At 62.1% G+C, this 20,857-nt stretch carries 18 protein-coding genes and 1 tRNA gene; 12 read left to right on the forward strand and 7 right to left on the reverse strand.

Annotated features, from left to right (window positions below; all coding sequences use genetic code 11):
• The first annotated feature begins 183 nt into the window (after positions 1-183).
• The 3 genes from Q8R81_RS15940 to Q8R81_RS15950 all read left to right on the forward strand — a co-directional run bounded on the left by Q8R81_RS15940 (position 184) and on the right by Q8R81_RS15950 (position 2,285).
• Positions 184-357: a NepR family anti-sigma factor gene (locus Q8R81_RS15940; RefSeq protein WP_305619510.1), complete on the forward strand. Its 174-nt coding sequence runs from the start codon at positions 184-186 to the stop codon at positions 355-357.
• Entirely contained in the window at positions 350-964 is a 615-nt protein-coding gene (locus Q8R81_RS15945) for a sigma-70 family RNA polymerase sigma factor (protein ID WP_305619511.1), read from the forward strand. Before Q8R81_RS15940 ends, Q8R81_RS15945 begins: the two co-directional genes overlap by 8 nt.
• Before the next feature lie 148 nt (positions 965-1,112).
• Positions 1,113-2,285 (forward strand): AI-2E family transporter, encoded by a 1,173-nt coding sequence (locus Q8R81_RS15950; RefSeq protein WP_305619512.1) that lies wholly within the window; start codon positions 1,113-1,115, stop codon positions 2,283-2,285.
• On the opposite strand, the gene Q8R81_RS15955 is transcribed toward Q8R81_RS15950, so the two are convergent.
• Positions 2,273-2,887: a superoxide dismutase gene (locus Q8R81_RS15955; protein ID WP_305619513.1), complete on the reverse strand. Its 615-nt coding sequence runs from the start codon at positions 2,885-2,887 to the stop codon at positions 2,273-2,275. The two genes, Q8R81_RS15950 and Q8R81_RS15955, sit on opposite strands and share 13 nt — an antisense overlap.
• Before the next feature lie 125 nt (positions 2,888-3,012).
• Entirely contained in the window at positions 3,013-4,323 is a 1,311-nt protein-coding gene (locus Q8R81_RS15960) for a dicarboxylate/amino acid:cation symporter (protein WP_305619514.1), read from the reverse strand.
• Positions 4,324-4,406: 83 nt separating this feature from the next.
• On the opposite strand from Q8R81_RS15960, the gene glmM reads away from it, so the two are divergent.
• The 3 genes from glmM to thiD all read left to right on the forward strand — a co-directional run bounded on the left by glmM (position 4,407) and on the right by thiD (position 6,810).
• Positions 4,407-5,744 carry a phosphoglucosamine mutase gene (gene glmM / locus Q8R81_RS15965; protein ID WP_305619515.1) on the forward strand — a complete coding sequence of 446 codons (1,338 nt, stop codon included), beginning with the start codon at positions 4,407-4,409 and terminating at the stop codon, positions 5,742-5,744.
• Complete coding sequence (locus tag Q8R81_RS15970; RefSeq protein WP_305619516.1) at positions 5,745-5,984, forward strand: DUF1272 domain-containing protein; 240 nt, start codon at positions 5,745-5,747, stop codon at positions 5,982-5,984. It begins immediately after the preceding gene.
• 79 nt (positions 5,985-6,063) lie between these two features.
• Positions 6,064-6,810 (forward strand): bifunctional hydroxymethylpyrimidine kinase/phosphomethylpyrimidine kinase, encoded by a 747-nt coding sequence (gene thiD, locus Q8R81_RS15975; protein ID WP_305619517.1) that lies wholly within the window; start codon positions 6,064-6,066, stop codon positions 6,808-6,810.
• 9 nt (positions 6,811-6,819) lie between these two features.
• Here the strand turns inward: thiD and Q8R81_RS15980 are convergent, their stop codons facing one another.
• Together Q8R81_RS15980 and Q8R81_RS15985 are read right to left on the reverse strand one after the other, a co-directional pair.
• Entirely contained in the window at positions 6,820-7,698 is an 879-nt protein-coding gene (locus tag Q8R81_RS15980; protein ID WP_305619518.1) for an LOG family protein, read from the reverse strand.
• A 76-nt stretch (positions 7,699-7,774) separates the two neighbouring features.
• The gene (locus Q8R81_RS15985) at positions 7,775-7,960 is read right to left on the reverse strand and encodes a hypothetical protein (protein ID WP_305619519.1); all 186 of its coding nucleotides are present in this window, start codon (positions 7,958-7,960) and stop codon (positions 7,775-7,777) included.
• Positions 7,961-8,206: 246 nt separating this feature from the next.
• Here Q8R81_RS15985 and Q8R81_RS15990 point away from each other — a divergent pair, with 246 nt between their 5' ends.
• Positions 8,207-14,095, forward strand: coding sequence for an Ig-like domain-containing protein (locus Q8R81_RS15990; RefSeq protein ID WP_305619520.1), 5,889 nt, complete (start codon positions 8,207-8,209; stop codon positions 14,093-14,095).
• 266 nt (positions 14,096-14,361) lie between these two features.
• Here Q8R81_RS15990 and Q8R81_RS15995 read toward each other — a convergent pair.
• Positions 14,362-14,435: transfer RNA gene (locus Q8R81_RS15995), tRNA-Gln, on the reverse strand.
• A gap of 160 nt (positions 14,436-14,595) precedes the next feature.
• Between Q8R81_RS15995 and Q8R81_RS16000 the strand changes: the two genes are divergently transcribed.
• Both Q8R81_RS16000 and Q8R81_RS16005 read left to right on the forward strand, forming a co-directional pair.
• Positions 14,596-15,906 carry a Ppx/GppA phosphatase family protein gene (locus tag Q8R81_RS16000; RefSeq protein WP_305619521.1) on the forward strand — a complete coding sequence of 437 codons (1,311 nt, stop codon included), beginning with the start codon at positions 14,596-14,598 and terminating at the stop codon, positions 15,904-15,906.
• Positions 15,903-16,583, forward strand: coding sequence for an RlmE family RNA methyltransferase (locus tag Q8R81_RS16005; RefSeq protein WP_305619522.1), 681 nt, complete (start codon positions 15,903-15,905; stop codon positions 16,581-16,583). The genes Q8R81_RS16000 and Q8R81_RS16005 overlap by 4 nt, the downstream gene beginning before the upstream one ends.
• Before the next feature lie 93 nt (positions 16,584-16,676).
• On the opposite strand, the gene Q8R81_RS16010 is transcribed toward Q8R81_RS16005, so the two are convergent.
• Complete coding sequence (locus tag Q8R81_RS16010; RefSeq protein WP_305619523.1) at positions 16,677-17,057, reverse strand: hypothetical protein; 381 nt, start codon at positions 17,055-17,057, stop codon at positions 16,677-16,679.
• Positions 17,058-17,182: 125 nt separating this feature from the next.
• Positions 17,183-17,809, reverse strand: a complete 627-nt coding sequence (locus tag Q8R81_RS16015; protein WP_305619524.1) for a cytochrome c family protein — start codon at positions 17,807-17,809, stop codon at positions 17,183-17,185.
• A 167-nt stretch (positions 17,810-17,976) separates the two neighbouring features.
• Here Q8R81_RS16015 and Q8R81_RS16020 point away from each other — a divergent pair, with 167 nt between their 5' ends.
• Genes Q8R81_RS16020 through Q8R81_RS16030 form a run of 3 tightly spaced genes read left to right on the forward strand, consistent with a single transcriptional unit; the run spans position 17,977 to position 20,853 of the window.
• A complete protein-coding gene (locus Q8R81_RS16020; RefSeq protein ID WP_305619525.1) occupies positions 17,977-18,867 on the forward strand; it encodes a prephenate dehydratase in 891 nt (296 codons plus the stop codon).
• A gap of 46 nt (positions 18,868-18,913) precedes the next feature.
• Positions 18,914-19,576, forward strand: a complete 663-nt coding sequence (locus tag Q8R81_RS16025; RefSeq protein ID WP_305619526.1) for a DUF4129 domain-containing protein — start codon at positions 18,914-18,916, stop codon at positions 19,574-19,576.
• Entirely contained in the window at positions 19,573-20,853 is a 1,281-nt protein-coding gene (locus tag Q8R81_RS16030) for a DUF4350 domain-containing protein (RefSeq protein WP_305619527.1), read from the forward strand. The genes Q8R81_RS16025 and Q8R81_RS16030 overlap by 4 nt, the downstream gene beginning before the upstream one ends.
• Positions 20,854-20,857: the final 4 nt, after the last annotated feature.

Genomic DNA, 20,857 nt, shown 5'->3' on the forward strand with positions numbered 1-20,857 from the left:
AGGACGGGAACCGACCGCCCCCTATATCGTTCCTTATGCAAATCACTGTCGTTGGGACATCTGGCCGTCGGTTATCTGCCTTCTGGCTGGAGCGGCCCACCGACACCGTGTAGCAAACGCATCTGCCGCGCCTCAGCGGTCTTTCTTGTATTATCCCTGGAGGGGGAGGCGTTGACAGAGCGAATGTCGAAAGAAGATCCAATGAACCCCGGTCAACAACAGCGGAAGGGCGGCAAGTCGCACCCTCCCGAATGGGCGGACGGGCTTAAGCGCCTGTACGATTCTGTGCTGGACGAACCGCTGCCCGATTCCTTTGCACAGCTGCTTGATAAGCTGGACGATCCATCCAATGGCTGAGGCGGATGTTGACATGTCGCCCCGCCCGGCCATCGATCCTGTGGCCTTCAAGCGCGAACTCACCGGCGTTATCCCGCACTTGCGCGCTTTTGCGCGTGGCCTGTGCGGTCGCCCCGATCTGGCCGACGATCTTGTGCAGGAAGCCTTGCTCAAGGCGTGGGCAGCTCAGGAACGGTTTGAACCCGGCACGTCGATGCGCGCATGGACATTCGTGATTCTGCGCAACGCCTACCTTACCGACATGCGCCGTAATCGCTTCCGCGCCGACTATGACGAGACGGTAGCGGAACGTATCCTCGTGGCTCCGGCCGCGCAGGAAGGTCCGATGCATCTTTCTGACATGCACCGCGCCCTGCTCACGCTGCCGCCTGAACGGCGTGAGGCGCTGCTGCTGGTCGGCGCTGGCGGATTCAGCTATGAAGAGGCGGCCACCATTTGCGGATGCGCCGTGGGTACCATCAAAAGCCGCGTCGGCCGCGCCCGCGCCGCGCTTTCCCAGATGATGGAAGACGGCCAAATTCCCCGGCGCAGCACCAACGACGCCGTAGCCCATTCGGCAATCATGGGCGAACTGGACGATACCGTGCGCGAGGGCCATCGCCTTTAAACAGCTTGGCTGTCGGCAGACCGCCACGCTGTCGCCGGAAAAGTGCGCTAAAAAAAGCGCGATAAAAACCCGCGACAGTGCGCCAGCCTCTTGATCGTTTGAGGCTTGCGGTGAATGGAAAGATCACCACTCCAAACAGGCGCTTGCAGTGAATCAGCCCTTCCTGCCCGATTTGCTGCCGATTGACCCGGACGACCCGGCTGATCGTCGCACGCGTCTGCAGTCGGCCATCGTCCTGCTGCTTGGTCTTGGCCTGTTCCTGGCGCTCCCTTTCGTGCTGTCGATCGGCTCGGTGGTATTTCTGCCCCCGGTCACCGCTATGGTTTTCACCATCCTGCTCTCGCCTTTGGCCGGACGCCTGTGCCGCCTTGGCCTGCCTGCGATGGTAGCGTCACTGGTGGCAATCCTTGCACTGGTTGCGGTCGTGCTGATGGCGCTCTCGCTGATCCTGCAACCGGCTTTCGTGATGGTCGATCAAGTGCCCAGCCTTGCGCGCACCGTCGCGCGCCGCTTTGCCGAACTGCGCGGCGATCTGTCATGGATCGCCGATATTGACCGCCAGCTTGCCCGCATCACCGGACGGGCCGCCACGCGCGAAGTTATCGTCGCCACGCCTTCGGTGATCGAACAGGTCGCCTTTGCCACACCCAGCGTGATCCTCGAAGTCCTGCTGACGCTGCTGATGACGTTCTTCATGATCGGATCGCGTATCCGCATGGAGCGGCGCGCGTTGCGCATGCCGCCTGCCGCCAGCGCCGCGATTCGCCTCGCACGGGTCATGCGTGATGTGCAGGAACGTGTCGCAGGCTACATCCTGACGGTGGCGCAGGTGAATTTCGGCGTTGGCGTGCTTGTCGCGCTCGGTGCGTGGAACTTTGGCCTTGCCGCGCCGGTGATGTGGGGTGGGCTGGCTTTCGTGCTGAATTTCCTGCCTTATCTGGGTCCGCTGGTGCTGATGGGCCTGCTGGCACTGTTCGGCCTTGGCACCGCGTCCAGCGTGCTGGTCGGACTGATCCCGGTCATGGCCTACCTTGCGTTGCACGCCATTGAATCGAACGTAATCACGCCCACAATCCTGGGCGCACGGTTCACCCTCAACCCTGTCATGATTCTTATTTCAATCAGCTACTTCTCGTGGATTTGGGGCGTGTTGGGCGCGTTGCTATCGGTGCCAATCCTGCTGATTATCGCGGCCCTGCTTGACCATGTCGGCCGCCCCAACCTTGTCGGCTTCCTGTTTGGTGAACCATTGTTCGAACCGGGCCGTCTGGCTGCAGATGCGGCAGCAGGCGGCCCGGTTCCACACGATCAGGCCGGATAGGTCCAGTTGCCGTCGCGCGCCAGATTCTCAGCCGCGAAAGTCCAGTTCAGGTGCTTTTCAATCACTGCCTGCAGATAGGCCGGGCGCAGGTTCTTGTGATCGAGATAATAGGCGTGCTCCCACAGATCGATCACCAGCAGCGGCTTGGCGTCACCGACCGCAAACGTGGCGGCATCGTGCGTCTGCTCAACAGCCAGCTTGCCGCCCTTGGCCACCAGCCACACCCAGCCTGATGCGAAATGCGCCGCGCCCTGCGAGGCCAGCTCTTCCTGCAGCTTTTCCAGCGACCCGAAAGCGCTGTCGATGGCCGATGCCAGCTCGCCATCAGGCGCTGATGCTTCAGGCGTCATGCTGTTCCAGTAGAACGCATGGTTCCAGCTCTGCGCTGAGTTGTTGAACAGGCCCTTGTCGCCCTTGGCCTCAGCCGCAGCGATGATGTCCTCAAGGCTGGCATCGGCAAGATCGGTGCCTTCAATGGCCGCGTTGGTCTTGTCGACATAGGCCTTGTGATGCTTGCCATGATGCGTTTGCAGCGTCGTGGCCGAAATGGTTGGCTCCAGCGCGGTGTCGGCATAGGGCAGTGGGGGCAGGGTAATCGCCATGTCAGTTCAAGTCCTTTGATGTGAAATCTGCAATGCAGACCAACGCGCGAAACACGCATTGGTTGCCCCAGGGCAAGCCATCACATCGGGCGAACTGATTGAATTTTTCGAAGCAGCAGTTGCAGTTAGCGCGATTGCTCAGCGCTCTGTCCCCGGTCCACCGCAGCGGTCACGGCAACGTCCAGTGTCACATTGCCAAGCGTCCGCATCAGATCTGGCAGCACTTCCACAGCCACCAACAACGCCAATGGCTCCACCGGAACGCCCATCGCGATGGCGATAGGACCGACCGAAGCAACAAAGCTGATGGAACCCGGCAGGCTCACCGAACTCAGCGAAACAAGGATCGCCACGGTGAAGCCCGCGATCATCGCCATCGGCGTCAGCTCTACGCCATAAAGGTGCGCAACATATACCGCCACGGCAAGGTTCATCGCCGGGCTGGTCGCACGGAACAGCGCGACGGCCAGCGGCATCACGAACTCTGCCGTCGTCTCGCGCACGCCCAGATTGCGGCACGCGCCCAACATCGCTGGCAGCGAGGCTAGCGATGACTGTGTGGACAGCGCAAAGGCCTGCACCGGCATCATCGCGCGGGCAAAAGCGCCAAGCGGCTTGCGCGCAATCGCCACGGCCACGCCATAGCCTGCAAACATCACCACCGACCCGGTCAGCACCACGATCAGGATGTAATGCGCCAGCGCGCCGATTACCGCCGTCCCGCTCTTGGCCGCCACGGCAAGGCTCAGCGCAAAGACGCCCAAGGGTGCGAGCGCCAACACCCAGCCGATCACTACCAGCATGGCAGAGGCAAGCGCCGCAAAGAACGTGGTCATCACCTCCTTCTGCGGCCCCGCCAGCCGCGAAACCGCCAAGGCGAACACCGCCATGAACAGGATCAGCGGCAGCATCCGGTCATTCGCCGCCGCATCCAGCACGTTGGTCGGCACGATAGATCGCAGGAAGTCGGCAATCCCCGGCACCGGCCCGGCATCCTTGCCTGAAAGCGTCTGGCGCAACGCCTCCCCCGCTTCACCCGGAATCGGGATCAACCCGATCAGCGCGGGCGTGACCAGCAAAGACATCCCCGCGCTGAACGCCAGCACCGCAATGAACATCCCAAGGCTCCGCCGTGCCAAGGCCCCTGCACTCGCCGTCGCCACCGTCTGCGTCACGCCGGTGAACAGCAGCGCCGCCACCAATGGCACAATCGTCGCCTGCAACGCGCGGAGCCACATCTCGCCCACCGGCAGAACCCACGTCTCGACCAACGGCAGCGCAGATGGTGCGGCAAACGCAATGGCAAGCCCTCCGACCAGACCGCCAATCAGGCCAAGGAATGTCCACGCCGCCGGAACCTGCGCAATCGGCGGCAGGGTCATGGCTGCCGATTTTGGCTCCGGGTTGGACGAATTTTCATCAGGCGGTAAGGTCATCTTGAGATGACATTAGCTATGTCACGCGGCATGGCAACGTGTGCGCCTGCAAAAGGCGCTTGAATCAAGGGATGAGCCGTTCGATGGCACGCAAGTTTTTCGGCACTGATGGTATCCGTGGCCGGACCAATGCCGGCGTGATGACCGCCGCCACCGCAATGAAGGTGGGGCAGGCCGCTGGCACCTATTTCCAGCGCGGCGATCACCGTCACCGCGTGGTGATCGGCAAGGACACGCGGCTGTCGGGCTACATGATGGAATCGGCGATGGTCGCCGGGTTCACTTCCGTCGGTATGGACGTGGTGCTGCTCGGCCCGATGCCGACGCCTGCCGTTGCGATGCTCACCCGTTCCATGCGTGCAGACCTTGGCGTGATGATCTCGGCCAGCCACAATCCCTATGAAGACAACGGCATCAAGCTGTTCGGCCCCGATGGATACAAGCTTTCAGACGAAGCGGAACTCGCCATCGAAGCGCTGCTCGGGCAGGAACTGGACCTTGCTGACGCCACGCAAGTGGGCCGCGCCCGCCGCATTGAAGACGCGCGTGGCCGCTATATCCACGCCGTCAAAGGCAGCCTGCCCGACAACGTCCGCCTTGATGGCCTGCGTATCGTGCTCGATTGCGCCAATGGCGCGGCCTATCACGTCACGCCCTCGGCGCTGTGGGAACTGGGCGCAGAAGTCATCGCCATCGGCGTTGAACCCAATGGCAAGAACATCAACCTCAACGTCGGCTCCACGCACCTCGATGCGATCAAGGCCAAAGTGCGCGAAACACGCGCCGACATCGGCATTGCGCTGGATGGCGATGCCGACCGGTTGATCGTGGTGGACGAGAAATGCCAGACGGTGGACGGGGATCAGATCATGGCCCTGATTGGCACGCAACTGCACGCACGCGGCGAATTGCGCGGCGGCGGCGTGGTTGCCACCGTCATGTCCAACCTCGGTCTTGAACGACACCTAAATGCACATAACCTGCACCTGGAACGCACCGCAGTGGGTGACCGCTACGTTCTGGAGCGCATGAAGGCGGGTGGATTCAACGTTGGCGGAGAACAATCCGGCCACATGATCCTGACCGATCACGCCACCACCGGAGACGGCACCGTCGCCGCGCTGCAAGTCCTCGCCGCGATGGTTTCAAGCGGAAAGCCTGCCAGCGAGTTGCTGCACTGCTTCGATCCAGTCCCGCAACTGCTCAAGAACGTCCGCTTCGCAGGCGGAAAACCGTTGGAAGACAAGGCGGTAAAGCAGGCCATTGCCGAGGCCGAGGCCCGCCTTGCGGGCAAGGGCCGCCTCGTCATCCGCCCCTCCGGCACCGAACCCCTGATCCGCGTCATGGCCGAGGGTGACGATGCGGGCGAGGTTGAAGCGGTGGTCGACGACATCTGCAACGCCGTGCGGAAGGCCGCGTAAATGCTTGAAATGCGGCCCGATTGCGAACGCTGCGGCACTGATCTCCCGGCCGAAGCCCCGGGCGCGTTCATCTGCTCGTTCGAATGCACCTTCTGCGCCGAATGCGCCGATGCGCTCGATGATCGCTGCCCCAATTGCAGCGGCGAACTGATGGACCGTCCGACGCGGGCCAAGGCGCTGCATGGCAAGCATCCGCCTTCGAGCGAGCGCAAGTTCCCTCCTTCGACAAGCTCAGGATGAGCGGATTGGGTGCAGAAAAGAGGGAAGACCCGCTCATGCTGAGCCTGTCGAAGCATGCCAGCCACCTTGGCTGCGTCCGATGAACCCACCCCGCATCCTTTCCATCGCAGGTTCCGATTCCGGCGGCGGTGCAGGAATTCAGGCCGATATCAAGACGATAACGATGCTCGGCGGCTATGCCATGACTGCCATCTGCGCCTTGACCGCGCAGGACACCACCGGCGTCCACGCGGTCCTCCCTGTCGATCCGGCAATGGTAGCCGCGCAGATCGATGCTTGCCTGAATGACATTGGCGTCGATGCAGTGAAGATCGGGATGCTCGGCTCGCCCGAAATTGCCGCCGTGGTGGCCGACCAGCTTGAAAAACTCAACGTTCCCATCGTCTTCGATCCGGTGATGATCTCCACCAGCGGCGCAGCGCTGGCCGATACAGCAACGATCGCAGCGTTCGAACGGCTTATGGCCATCGCAACGCTCACCACCCCGAATGTGCCGGAATTGCAGGCCCTTGGCGGTGATGCTGCCATGCGCGCGCGTGGCATTGCCTATATCGCCAAGGGCGGTGACGCCGAGGGGCCGGACGTGACCGACCGCCTCTTCATGCCCGGCCAGCCCGAGCGGGTCTGGACTGCACCGCGCATCGTCACGCGGCACACCCACGGCACCGGCTGCACCATGTCGAGCGCCATCGCCACGTTCCTTGCCAGCGGCGCATCGCTGGAGGAGGCCGTTGAAGACGCGCGAGAATTCGTCCGCGCCGCATTGCTGGCCGCGCCGGGTTTCGGCGCGGGGCACGGGCCGCTGGGCCATCAGGCGGTGCGCTGAACCTTCAGGTCAGCAATCGAGATCGTAGAATTTCACGATGTGCGCCCATGCCTCGTCAGCAGTCTCGACCGGAGTGAACAGCTCGAGATCCTCGAAGTTGATCACGCCTTCTTCCGCCAGCGCCTCAAAATTCACCACCCGGCTCCAGAAATTCTTGCCGAACAGCAAGATGGGAATGGGCTTCATCTTGCCGGTCTGGATCAGCGTCAGCAGTTCGAAGAATTCATCGAAGGTGCCGAACCCGCCGGGGAACACCGCCACGGCGCGCGCACGCAACAGGAAGTGCATCTTGCGTAGTGCGAAGTAGTGGAACTGGAACGACAGGTGCGGCGTGACATAGCTGTTCGGCGCCTGCTCGTGCGGCAACACGATATTCAGCCCCAGCGATTCCGCCCCCACTTCCTCGGCCCCGCGATTGGCCGCTTCCATGATCGAAGGCCCGCCGCCCGAGCAGACCACGAACTGGCGCTTGCCATCTTCAACAATGCCACATTTCCCGGCGATCTGGGCCAACTGGCGCGCTTCTTCGTAATACTTTGATTTTGCAACCAAACGCTCAACCACAGCCTTGCGCTCAGGCGTTGTTGCCGTGCTCAGCGCGGCTTCTCCCATTTCGGGCGAGGGGATGCGCGCGGAGCCATACATGACGAGCGTGGAGCCGATCTTGGCCTCATCAAGCAACATTTCCGGCTTCATCAGTTCCAGTTGGAACCGGACCGGGCGCAACTCCTCGCGAAGGAGAAAGTCGGTATCGCGGAAGGCCAGCCGATAGGCCGGGTCTTGCTGTTGGGGGGTGGTCCGTGGCTGGCTCTCGACAAAACCGGCTTCCTGCTCGGCCTTGTAGAACTTGCGCTGGGTGAGATCGTGCTGCTTTTCTTCTTCTGTCATGCCACCCTAAGTCGGGCCAAAGGACGAAAAGCGCAAGGGGTTCTCCCCTCGCGGCGCTTCGCCCCCGTCGTTGCGCCTACCAGCCGAACGTTACACCCACGCGCCTACCGGTTGCTGCAACCGCGCGTTCAAACTGGCAAAAACAGGCCATGTCGAAATCGGTGGCAACCAGCCGCATCGCGCCGCTGCCCAGCGCCAAGGCAATCGTGCCGTTGGCCTGCGAGGAGATTGCGCCGAATAGCGTGCCGACATCGGCCTCCACTGTCGTCAGCCGCGAGGCATTGAAAACTGGAAGAGGCCGACAGCAACACCATTAAAACATCAGTGTGGATTTGCAGATCCGGCAGAAGTTGCGCCGAGCTGGATGTTTTAACTGATCTTAAACGCCGATGCCAGTAATCGTGCAACGATCTGAATGGTGGGGTAAGCATTCATGGCCGTATATGTGCGTTCGGGCGTAGAATTTGTCGTAAATTCAACACACGAGAGATCGCAGCGACAGTCGGACATGACTCGCCTTGCCAATGGCGATTTCATTGTCACCTGGTTCGATACCGACTTGTACTCAAACGGAAACAGGGTTGTCAGGGCCCAGATGTTCCACGCCGATGGCAGTGCTTCCGGTTCGGAACTGATCCTGCTCGGTCCTTCCAATGTCGTGCTCAGTCCTACGGTCACAGCACTTGCCAACGGCGGCTTCGTGCTGACGAGTTCGAGTTCGGCGAAAGTGCATATCTTTGACAGCGCCGGCACTCAGATCGGATCACCGCTTTCGCTGAGCACTTATTATACTTCCAACCTAGAGTCCGTAGCTCTGGCTAATGGGGGCTTCGCTGTCGTTTGGAGCGACAACCGGACGACGGGCGCTGATACATCCGGGTCGGGCGTTCGTATTTCCACGTTCGATCAAGCCGGAAACGCACTTCTGTCAGAAGTCCTGGTCAACACTTCGACGACCGGCAGTCAGGCGTTGCCTTCGGTTACCGGCCTTGCCGATGGCGGCTTTGTCGTCGCCTGGACAGATCAGGCAAGCGGCAATTGGCGGATAAAGGCGCAAATCTTTGATGCGTCCGGCAGCAAAGTAGGGACCGAGTTCGCCGCCAGCACTCTCACAACTCCCTATGGAGGGGAGGTCGGGACTTCGGCGATCACGCTGACGAATGGCAACTTCGCGATTGCCTGGTACGAAGGCTATGCGCAGCACATAAGAGTGTTCACCCCAACTGGCACCCCAGTCGGCGCAGAGATCACTGTTCCGGCCTATTTTGGCGGCGCTGTCGAGGGACCGGAACTCACCGCACTGAGCGATGGCGGATTCGTGGTCACGTGGGTCGGCAACTACGGCACCAACTCGGACGGATCGGGAAGCGGGATATACTTTCAGGCCTATGATGCCGCAGGCGCTCCTGTCGGATCGGTGCAACTGGCGAATGCCACGCTGGCAGGTGACCAGATCGAACCGAGCGTGGTCGCGCTCGACAATGGCGGCTTTGCGATAACGTGGACCGACATGAGCGTGGCCGGGTCAGACAACGACCAGATCCGCAGCCAGATTTTCGTCCTTAACGAGGGCGGCGCTCCACCGAGCGAAGTGACAATCACATCGTCACAAGGCGCTGCTTCGGCCACGATCCACGCCGTCGAAGGCGACACCGCCGTGGCCTTTGTCACGGCACAGGCTCCGCAGGGCAGCCCTGCTGTGCAATATGCCATCACTGGCGGTGCAGATGCAGCACAGTTCACCATCGATGCCGCAACCGGCCTGCTCCGCTTTGCAGCCTTGCCCGATTTCGAGGCCCCGACCGACGCGGGCGCAGACAACATCTACGATGTGATCGTGACTGCCAGCGACGGCATCACATCAGACAGCCAGACACTGTCGGTACAACTGACCGACATGAACGATGCGCCGGTCATCACTTCGCCGACGGCTTTCTCGACCAACGAAAACACCGTTGCCGTGACGACCCTTTCCGCCAGCGATCTGGAAGGTGACGCTGTACGGTTCTATATCACGGGCGGCGCTGATGCGGGCCGCTTCACGCTCAATTCCCAGACCGGCGCGCTTAGCCTGGTGTCCGCCCGCGATTTCGAAGCGCCAAGCGATGCTGATGCAAACAACGTCTATGTCGTCTCGGTGCAAGCACAAGATGCCGACAGCAATCTCTCGGCCGTGCAGACGATATCGGTCACCATCAACAATGTCATCGAAGGCACGGCGATCATCTCGAACGGTGGCGGCGCTTCGGCAGCGATCAGCATGGCCGAAAACCTGACCGCCGTGACGACCGTGACCGCTGCGGATTACGCGGGCGCTGCGGTCACTTATGCAATCAGCGGTGGTGCTGATGCCGCAAAGTTCACGATCAATGCGACAACCGGCGCGCTGGCCTTCGTTGCCGCGCCCAATTTCGAAACCCCGAACGATTCCGGCTTCAACCGTGTCTATGACGTCATCGTCTCAGCGAGCGACGGTATCGTCACCGACACGCAGGCTTTGGCGGTCACGATCACCAACGTGAACGAAGCGCCGGTGATTACCTCCAACGGCGGTGGCAGCACGGCGACCATCGCGCTGACCGAAGGCTCGACCTATGCCGGCATGATTGCCTCGACCGACCCGGAAGGCACCGCGCGCACTTATTCGATCGTTGGCGGTGCCGACGCCGCAAGGTTTGCCATCACCGCCAGCAATGGCATCCTGACGCTGACCAGCGCTCCCAATTTCGAAGCCCCTACCGATGCCAATGGTGACAACGTTTATGACGTAATCGTGCAGGCAAGCGATGGCGTGCTGGCCGATACGCAGGCCATTTCGGTCAACATCACCAACGTCAACGAAACGCCGATCATATCCTCGCCTGCTGCCTTTACGGTTCAGGAAAACACGGTGCTGGCGGCCATGGTAGTTGCCGCAGACCCCGACGGCGCGCCGCTGGCGTTTTCGATCACGGGCGGTCTGGATGCCGCGCGCTTTGCCATCAATGCCCAGACCGGCCAGCTGTCCCTCCTCGCTTCGCCCAATTTTGAAGCGCCGACCGACAGCAATGCCGACAACATCTATCAGGTGATCGTGCGGGCCAGCGATGGCGTGTTGAGCGCCTCGCAGACTGTGAACGTGACCGTTTCGAACCTGTTCGATTCGCCCGAGTTTACCTCTCCTGCAAGCTATACTGTTGCCGAGAACACGCTCGCTGTTGGCACGCTGGCAGCAGTTGCTCCGGGCAATCTGCCTGTCGCCTACGCCATCAGCGGCGGGCTTGATGCAGCACGCTTTGCGGTGGATGCGCAGACCGGCGCGCTCAGCTTTGTGGCCGCTCCCAATTTCGAGGCTCCGAACGACAGCGGCGCGAACCGGGTCTACAACGTGACCGTCAGCGCCAGCAGCGGCGGCGAGACAGGCACGCGCGCACTGGCCATCACAATCACCAACGTCAATGAAGCGCCAATCATTTCGTCGAATGGCGGGGGTGATATCGCCAACGTCTCGGTTGCGGAGAACGGCACGACTGTCACCACCGTGGTGGCCAGCGATCCCGAAGGCACCGCACGGACCTACGCGATCATCGGCGGTGCCGATGCCGCGCGCTTCTCGATCGTTTCGACCAGCGGCGCCCTGCGCTTTGTCACTGCGCCGAACCACGAAAGCCCGACCGACGCGAACGGCGACAATGTCTATGAGGTCATCGTGCGCGCCAGCGATGGCACGTTGAGCGACAGCCAGACCCTGATGGTTGGCGTAACGAACGTGAACGAAGCGCCGACGATCACCTCGAACCTTGGCAACACCACCATCACGCTGGCCGAAAACACCTCGGCCGTGACCACGGTGACCGCCAGCGATCCGGATGGCACCACGCAGACTTATTCCATCGCCGGCGGAACCGACGCCGCACGCTTCACCATCGATGCCGTATCCGGCGCGCTGGCGTTTGTGCAGGCTCCCGATTTTGAAGCGCCAGCCGATGCCAACGCCGACAACACCTATCAGGTCATCGTCCGCACAAGCGATGGCGCGCTTTCGGCCACGCAGACGCTGACGGTTGTCGTAGGCAATATCAACGAAACGCCGGTGATCGTGTCGGATGGCGGTGCTGCCAGCGCCAGCCTTCAGGTGCTGGAGAACACCACCGCCGTCACCACGGTCGTCGCCAGCGATCAGGAAGGAACGCCGCGCAGCTATGCGATTGCCGGTGGCAGCGATGCTGCAAAGTTCACGATTGATGCGGCAACCGGCGTGCTGAGCTTTGCTGCGGCTCCGGACCACGACGTTGCGGGTGATGCCGATGGCGACAATGTCTACGATGTGATCGTGCAGGCCAGCGATGGCGTGACTGCCGATACGCAGGCATTGGCCGTCACGGTCGGCAACGTCAACGAAGCGCCGGTGCTCGCGCCTGTGGCCACGCTCTCGGTCCTTGAAGGCCAGCTTGCCGCAGGGACCATCCTGGCCAACGACGTGGACGGGCAGACACTTGTCTACAGCATCTCGGGTGGCGCTGATGCAGCGCTGTTTGCCATCGATGCGCAAACAGGCGCGCTGAGCTTCCTGACTGAACCCGATTTCGAAGCCCCGACCGATGCCGATGCTGACAACCGGTATGATGTTGAAATCACCGTCAGCGATGGCAACCTGTCTGCCTCGCAGGCCCTGACAGTGGTGGTGGGCACGGTTGATGATGCCCCTGAGTTTACTTCAGGCTCGAGCTTTGGCCTGGCAGAGAATGTCACTGCCGTCGGCATCGTGGCCGCCAGTGATGCCGAGGGAACCACGATAGCCTATGCCATCAGCGGCGGCGCAGATGCCGCTCTGTTCTCGATCGATGCGGCAAGCGGTGCGCTGTCGTTCACCACCGCGCCCGATCACGAAGCGCCAGCCGATGCCAATGGCGACAATCTCTACGAACTGGTCGTCACGGCCAGCGATGGGTTTAACTCCACGGCCCAGACGCTGTCGGTGTCTGTATCTGACGTCGACGAGGCCGTTGTCATCACATCTGCGCCATCCTTCGGGCTGAGCGAGAACATAACTGCCATTGGCACTGTCGCAGCGGTTGACCCTGAAGGTTCGCCCATCACGTTTTCCATTGCAGGCGGTGCCGATGCGGCGATGTTCGCGGTCGATGCCATTACGGGCGCACTTTCGTTTGTCACCGCGCCTGACTTTGAAGCCGCAGGCGATGCCAATGGCGACAACCTGTTCGAAGTGAACGTGAGCGCGAGCGATGGCACGTCCGAAACGCAGCAAAGCGTGACGGTAGCGGTCAGCAACGCCAACGAAGCGCCGTTGATCGTCTCGTCGTCCGCCAGGTCGGTAACCGAAGGCAGCCTCGCAGTCGGCACAGTGGAAGGCACCGACATCGATGGTGACGCGCTGACCTACGCCATCACCGGCGGCGCCGATGCAAGCCGGTTTGCCATCAATTCTGCCAGCGGGGCGCTTAACTTCGTCACCGCACCAAACTTTGAAGCCCCAGCCGATGCTGACGCCAACAACGTCTATGACGTGATCGTCACCGCCAGCGATGGCGCGCTCTCGGACAGCCAGGCGCTTGCGGTTACCGTAAGCAACGTCAACGAGGCACCCGTCATCACGTCGTTCGGCGGTCTGAACGGGGTCGGGTTCCAGCTTAGCGAAAATACCATTTCCGTAGCGGCCATGTCCGCCAGCGATCCCGATGGGTCGGCGCTGACCTACAGCATCGGCGGCGGTGCCGATGCAGCAAAGTTTGCGATCAATTCCGTCACCGGACTGCTCTCGTTCGTCACCGCGCCAAACTTTGAAGCACCGGGCGATGTCGGGGCCGACAACAACTATCAGGTGATCGTCAATGTCAGCGACGGCGAATTGAGCGACAGCCAGACCCTCTCCATAGGCATTCTCGATGTCGTCGATGGCATCACTCTTACGGGAACATCTGCCGCCAACACGCTGACCGGCGGAACGGGAGACGATGTGATCAATGGTCTGGCTGGCAATGACACCCTGAACGGCGGAGCCGGCGTCGACAGGATAGACGGTGGCAACAACAACGACGTGATCATCGGTGGCGCAGGCGCTGACCGGCTCACCGGCGGCGCTGGGGCCGACACCTTCACGTTCCAGAACCTGAGTGACAGCGGACCGGGCAACATCGATTTCATCACCGACTTCTCGACCGCCCAATCCGACAGGATGTCGCTCAGTGCGATTGACGCCAATTCCAATGTCGGCGGAAACCAGGCCTTTACCTTCATCGGCACAGCAGGATTTTCAAATGCCGCAGGCCAGCTTCGCTATTACCAAGCGGGCGGGGACACCTTTGTCACTGGAGACGTGAACGGGGATGGCGTTGGTGATTTCCTGATCCAGCTCGACCCCCTGTTGTCGTTGGCGGCATCAAATTTCGTTCTTTGAAGTGACCGATGCGACAATTGAAGCTGCGGGCGACGGGCTTCAACGCGGTTTTTGCCTGACAGCATAGATTACGACGTTCACGTGCCGGAAGCGAGCGTCGTAATCTGGTCGGCAGCCACCGCTGGCGCTAACCGGTCCGAAAGGCCCCTATCCCGCTTTCGCAGCCGCTCACGCTGGGTGGAGTCTGCATTGCGCGGCGACGCTGTCTGGCGATTGAGCGAGGGGCGCCAACACCAGACGATAAATATTGATGATTTCAGAAAATATGGATGCCCCGCGAGGATTCGAACCTCGATAGACGGAATCAGAATCCGTAGTCTTACCATTAGACGACGGGGCAATGTGAGGCGCGCAACTACGGGGCGCGTGGCGGCAAGTCAAGCGGGGGAAGTGGCATTTTTGGGCGCTGGCCTTGCGGGCGAGGCGCTGCGGCGCTAGCATCGCCGCCAAGTACCCGGCAGGCATTATGCGGCGCGGGAAAACATAAGCGAATTTGTGACATGGCGGGATCCATTCCGCCGGCCAGTGGGCAAGGCGCGCGTTTCGGCAGAAAGAAGGGGCAACGGAAAAAGCCTCGCAAGCCGCGCAGCAATGCCGGGAACAGTGTCCCGTCCGGGTCGGCAGGCAAAACGCAACCGCCCGCATCGCGCGGCGGTGGCGGGAAAATTGATGCAACGGCAGTAATGCCGCCTGCATCTGCGCCTGAAGCGGTGATAACACCGGTTTTGGCAACGGCGCCCACGGCTGAGCCGGAAGGCCCGGCTACATGGCAAAAGCCGCTTTCCCCTCTCCGTCACGCACCCCACTACCGCCAGGCCTATGCCGCGATCGATCTTGGCACGAACAACTGCCGCCTCCTGATCGCGCGGCCATCGGGCGAGCATTTCGTGGTCATCGATGCGTTCAGCCGCGTTGTGCGGCTCGGCGAGGGGCTGGCGCAGACCGGACACCTTTCTGACGCGGCGATGGACCGCGCGCTGGCCGCGCTGCATGTCTGCGCTGAAAAGCTGCGCAAGCGCAACGTCCACCTCGCGCGGTCGGTGGCGACTGAAGCCTGCCGTCGTGCGACCAACGGGCAGGCGTTCATTGATCGCGTGCTGGAAGAAACCGGCATCCATCTGAACATCATCACCGCGCAGGAAGAAGCACGATTGGCGGTGCTGGGCTGCCACATCCTGCTGGAACAGGGCACCGGTCCAGCCATGATTTTCGATATCGGCGGCGGATCGACCGAGATGGTGCTGGTCGAAACCGGCGAAACGGTGCCACGCATTCTTGATTGGCAATCCGTGCCGTGGGGCGTGGTTTCGCTGACCGAAAGCATCGGCGCGATTGCCGATGATCCGCAGGCCCGCGCCGCTGCCTATGCCGAAATGCGCCGCCGCGTGGACGATGGCTTTGCCGATTTTTGCGAACGAGTCAGCCCGATGCGCAATGCCGCGCGCGGCGAAGGCCGCATCCGCCTGCTTGGTACCAGCGGGACCGTCACTACGCTGGCCAGCGTCCATCTGGAACTGCCGCAATACGATCGGCGTGCTGTCGATGGGCTGGTGGTTCCAGCGGATTCGATGCGCCACATCAGCCGCCGTCTTGCCACGATGACCCCGGCGGAGCGAATCGCCCTGCCCTGCATCGGGCGCGAACGGTCCGACCTTGTCGTGGCAGGCTGTGCGATCCTTGAATCCATTATCGACATCTGGCCAGCAGACCGGCTCGGCATTGCAGATCGCGGCATCCGCGAAGGCATCCTGCGCAGCCTCATGGCCATCGGCGCAGACCCGCGCAGCCCCAAACGAACGGAAGCAGCATGAGCAGGTCTGACAAGAATCCCCACGAGCGGCTGAAAACCGCCAAGGGCCGCACCGCATCTTCGGTCCGCTGGCTGTCGCGCCAGTTGAACGACCCTTACGTCAAACAGGCCCGCGCCGAAGGCTGGCGCAGCCGCGCGGCTTTCAAGCTGATCGATCTGGACGAGAAGTTCACCCTGCTCAGGAATGCCAAACGTGTGGTCGATCTGGGCATAGCGCCCGGCGGCTGGAGCCAGGTGGTGCGCAAAAAGGCCCCTGCGGCCAAGATCGTAGGCATTGATCTGCTGCCGACCGACCCAATTGAAGGTGTGACGATCTACCAGATGGATTTCATGGCAGACGAAGCACCGCAGGCCTTGCTGGACGCACTGGATGGCCCGCCCGATCTGGTGGTGTCAGACATGGCCGCCAATACCGTGGGCCACAAGCAGACGGACCATTTGCGCACGATGGGGCTGGTGGAAACGGCGGTGGACTTTGCCGTGCAGACGCTTGCCCCCGGCGGTGCCTTCGTGGCCAAAGTCTTTGCAGGCGGCACCGATACCGAACTGCTGGGCATCCTGAAAAAGAACTTCACCACCGTGAAGCATGCCAAACCGCCATCCAGCCGCAAGGATTCCTCGGAATGGTACGTGATTGCCCAAGGCTTCAAGGGCCGGGCCGAAGCTACGCCGGAGTGAGGGGTTAGCGCCCGCCCCCGAAAATCCGCATTGCGCGTTCCAAAGGCCGGTCAGTCCGAGGCTGGTTAGTCCGAGGCTGGCTTGCCCTGAAATTTACGGTTTTGCCGCAGGGCGCGCCGCATTCCAGTTGAACAGGAAGTTGCGGTGTTCGGCCCAGGTCTGGCCCTCGATTCGATCACCGACCAAGCAAGCTGCCGTATGATACGGTCCTGCACCGTCGGTTGTGCGAAAGCTGACGCAAGTGCGCCCGCGATCGGTTTTCCAGCGCCCGGCAAGTATATCGCTGTCGTAGAAGCTGCCCGTTGCCGTGCCATCGGCCTGCAATTCCAGAACCAAGGTCTTGGTATAGGGCTGAGCCGGATCTGCGCTTAGATCGACTGTCCATTCACCCTGCATCGCCAGCGGCGGTTCAGCGGCAACGGCAGGCACGGTAGCTATTGCCAACAGGATCAGGCCAATCGCATTCCGAAACATCGTGGTGTCCCCCTACTGATCCAGATTGGTCTGGCCCGACGACCGCCGCAACCCGCATCAAAGGGCACGAAAAAGGGCGCCCGAACCGAAGTCCACGCGCCCCTTTTCTTAGGTCTGCGATGCGATCAGGCGGCGGGTGCCGCCTCGCTTGCTGCTGCATCGGGAGCCGCTTCGCTCGCCGCTGCGTCAGCCGGAGCTTCTGCAGCAGGCGCCGCTTCAGCCGCTGGCAGCGGCAGGTTTGAGCCGAGCGAGTTGAGATAGAGAATCACGTTGGCGCGGTCTTCACCCTTGGGCAGGCCGGCGAACGACATCTTGGTGCCGGCGGCAAACGCCTTGGGGTTCTTCAGCCACGCATCAAGGTTGGCGAAGTCCCAGTTGCCGCCGTGCCCGGCAAGGTCAGCCGAATAAGCGAAACCGGCGGCATGCTTGCCGATGGGCTTGCCCACGAGGGCGTAAAGATTCGGGCCGATGCCGCTTGCGCCGCCTTCACCAGCGGTGTGGCAGGCCTTGCACTTGGCAAACACGGCTTCACCCTTGGCAACATCGCCAGCGGCCAGCCGGTTCGGCAAAGGCAGTTCAGCCTCGGCACCGGCCGCGGCTTCTTCTTCAACGCCTTCGATCGCGTAGCCCATTTCATGGGGACGATGCGCCTTATCGGCGAGAAAATAGTGTCCCGAGAGGCTTGAAAGCCCCAGAGCCACGATGCCTCCGAACAAGGTCCATCCGGCGATGGTATTGAAGCGGTCGTCCATTTAGAAGCCCCATTGGCGCACGCCAGCACCTTGCCGACACCCGCGCGAGTTGGGGCACGCTCTAGTGAGCGCCATGCCGCAACGCAAGATGGTTTCATCCCCAAAAAGCCCACAAAAAAGTGTTGTCACTTGCCGGAAAGGACACAGCAGCTTAACGCGCGCCCGATATGCAGAGCTATCCCGCCCCCGCGCTCGCCCTTGTCGAGCAGATGGCCGCCGCCGCCGCCGCTGATCCGGCACGCGCAGTTTCGTTTCAGGGCGCGCCGGGCGCAAACTCGCATCGGGCGGCAATGGAAGCCCTCCCCGATTGCCTGCCGCTGCCCTGCTTCTCGTTCGAAGATGCGCTGGATGCCGTAAAAGAAGGCCGCGCGGGACAGGCCATCATTCCCATCGAGAATTCGCAACACGGGCGCGTGGCCGACATCCACTTCCTGCTGCCGGAAAGCGGATTGTCGATCATCGGCGAACACTTCCTTGAGATTCATGCCAGCCTGATGGCGTTGGGCGATGGCCCCTTCACTGCCGCCTACAGCCACCCGCAGGCGCTTGGCCAATCACGCTTTTATCTGCGCGAGCGCGGCATCGTGCCGATGAGCTATGCCGACACTGCGGGCGCGGCGGCGTTCGTAGCGGAACTGGGCGATACCACCGTGGCCGCACTGGCCCCACGCATTGCAGCCGAACTCTATGGCCTGAAAGTCATTGAGGACAATGTCGAGGACGCGCACGACAACACCACGCGCTTTGTAATTCTCTCTAAAACACCGCTTGATCCAGCCACGATCAGTGTCCCGGCCATGACCACTTTCGTGTTCGAAGTGCGCAACATTCCCGCCGCGCTTTACAAGGCGCTGGGCGGCTTTGCCACGAACGGCGTCAACATGACCAAGCTGGAAAGCTACCAGCGCGGGGCGAGCTTTGCCGCGACCGAATTTTTCGCCGATATCGTCGGCGCGCCCGGTGAACGCGCGGTGGATCTGGCATTCGAGGAACTGGGCTTTTTCGCCAAGGATCTGCGCATGCTGGGCACTTATCCGATGGAGCGCATCCGGGGCTGATGCAGTTGCGCTTGAACCGGCTGGTTGCGCATGCAAGGTTGCGGCGGTGACAGTCGGGGCGGCAGCAAATACAGCAGATGATGGCGCATTGGCGGCGGAAGAGGCTTGGCGCTCGGTCCGCGAATCGTCAGACATCCAGTTCGCGCCCGTGGCACCCGATCCCCCGCCCCAAACGCCTGAATGGATGAAAACGCTGGGCGAATGGCTGGAATGGCTGCTGTCTCCGCTGGGACGGCTGCTGGGCGGCAGTTGGGGTGTCATCGAACTGATCCTGATGATCGGCGCGGGGCTGGGCATTGTATGGATTGCGTGGGCCTTGCTCTGGCCGCTGTGGCTGGCACGCCAAGGCCGCGCCAAAGTGGCCACACCCGAATGGACGCCGCCGCGCGAAGAGGCGCTGGCCTTGCTGGAGGATGCTGACCGGCTGGCCGCACAGGGCCTGTTTGCCGAAGCCGCGCACCTGCTGCTCCAGCGCAGCGTCGGCCAGATCGCGCGCGCCCGGCCCGATTGGCTCAAACCAGCCAGCACCGCGCGTGAGATTGGCGCGATTCAGGGCCTGCCTGCCGAGGCGCGGACGGCCTTTGGCACCATCGCCACGCTGGTTGAGCGTGCCCGCTATGCCCTGCGCCCGTTGGGGGCAGAAGATTGGTCCACCGCGCGCGCTGCCTATGCCCGCTTCGCGCTTGAACCGTTGGGCGCGAGAGCTTGAGCGCCGCTCCCTCTCCTTTCTCACGCGGCACGGTGATCGGCATGCTGCTGGTCGGCGCACTGGCGTTCGTGGCCCTCCTCTGGTTCCTTGGCAACAGCACAGGCGGCAGCGGCAACAATGGCGGTGCGCATGTTGGCGGCAAGGGGCTTAACGGCTTTGCCGGGCTGGCCCAGATGCTTGAGGCCGAAGGGCTGGACGTGCAGCGCCTGCGCAACCGCCAGACCATCGAAAGCGCTCCCGGTCTGCTGATCCTCACCCCACCCGCCGGGGCCGAGGGCAAGGAGATTGCCAAAGTCGTCGAAGCACGGCGCTATATCGGGCCAACGCTGGTGATCGCGCCCAAGTGGTTCACAAGTGACGCCAATTCCGCCAAGGCCAAGCGCGGCTGGGTGCAGATCATCTCCACCGTCCTGCCCGAATGGCCGGGCTTTGCCGACAATGTCGCGGTGGAACTGAGCGACGGAAAATCCCCTCCTGCAGGCGGCTGGCGCGTGGGTGAACGGCGTGGAATGCTGCCTGATGACAAGCAGGTCGAAAGCGGCTCCGGCAAGGGGCTGGTGCCCATCGTCAACGCCGGCAACGGCAGGATTCTTGCCGCGTGGCTGGATGATGATGGCTACTATCCCGGCCTCAATGATTTCGCCGGGATCGACCCGGACTACGGCGGGGATGACGAAGATCTCTACCCGGTGGTAATGGTGTTCGAGCCGGACCTGCTGGACAACTGGGGCCTTGCCGACAAAGCCACCGCGCTGATGGCCCGCGATCTGGTGCTGGCAACGGCAGATGACCGTGACATGCCGATTGCGTTCGACATGACTTTCAACGGCTTCGGCGCAAACCGCAACCTGCTGACGCTGGCCTTCGAACCGCCCTTCCTTGCCGCCACGATCTGCCTGCTGCTGGCCGCGTTGGCGGTGGCATGGCGTGCGCTGCACCGCTTCGGCCCCTCCTTGGCGCAAGGCCCGGAAATCGCAATGGGCAAGGCCGCGCTGGTCGCCAATGCTGCCGGGCTGATCCGCCGCGCCGGCCGCGTCCACCTCGCCGCCGCGCCCTATGCCGATGCGGTGCGAGAACGAATCGCGTTGGCATTGGGATTGCCGCGGGGCCTTGTACCTACCGAGATCGAGCGACTGATCGACGTGGCGCAGGAACGGCGCAGCGTTCCCGGCCCGACATTTTCCAGTGCTGCCCGGCACTTGCGCGATGCTCGCAAACCGCATGACGTGACCCGGCGCGCGCTGGTTCTGCAAAATATAGAAAGGCTTCTGAAGTGAACCT

Origin of the sequence: Novosphingobium sp., assembly GCF_030696665.1 — a bacterium.
GTDB lineage: Bacteria > Pseudomonadota > Alphaproteobacteria > Sphingomonadales > Sphingomonadaceae > Novosphingobium.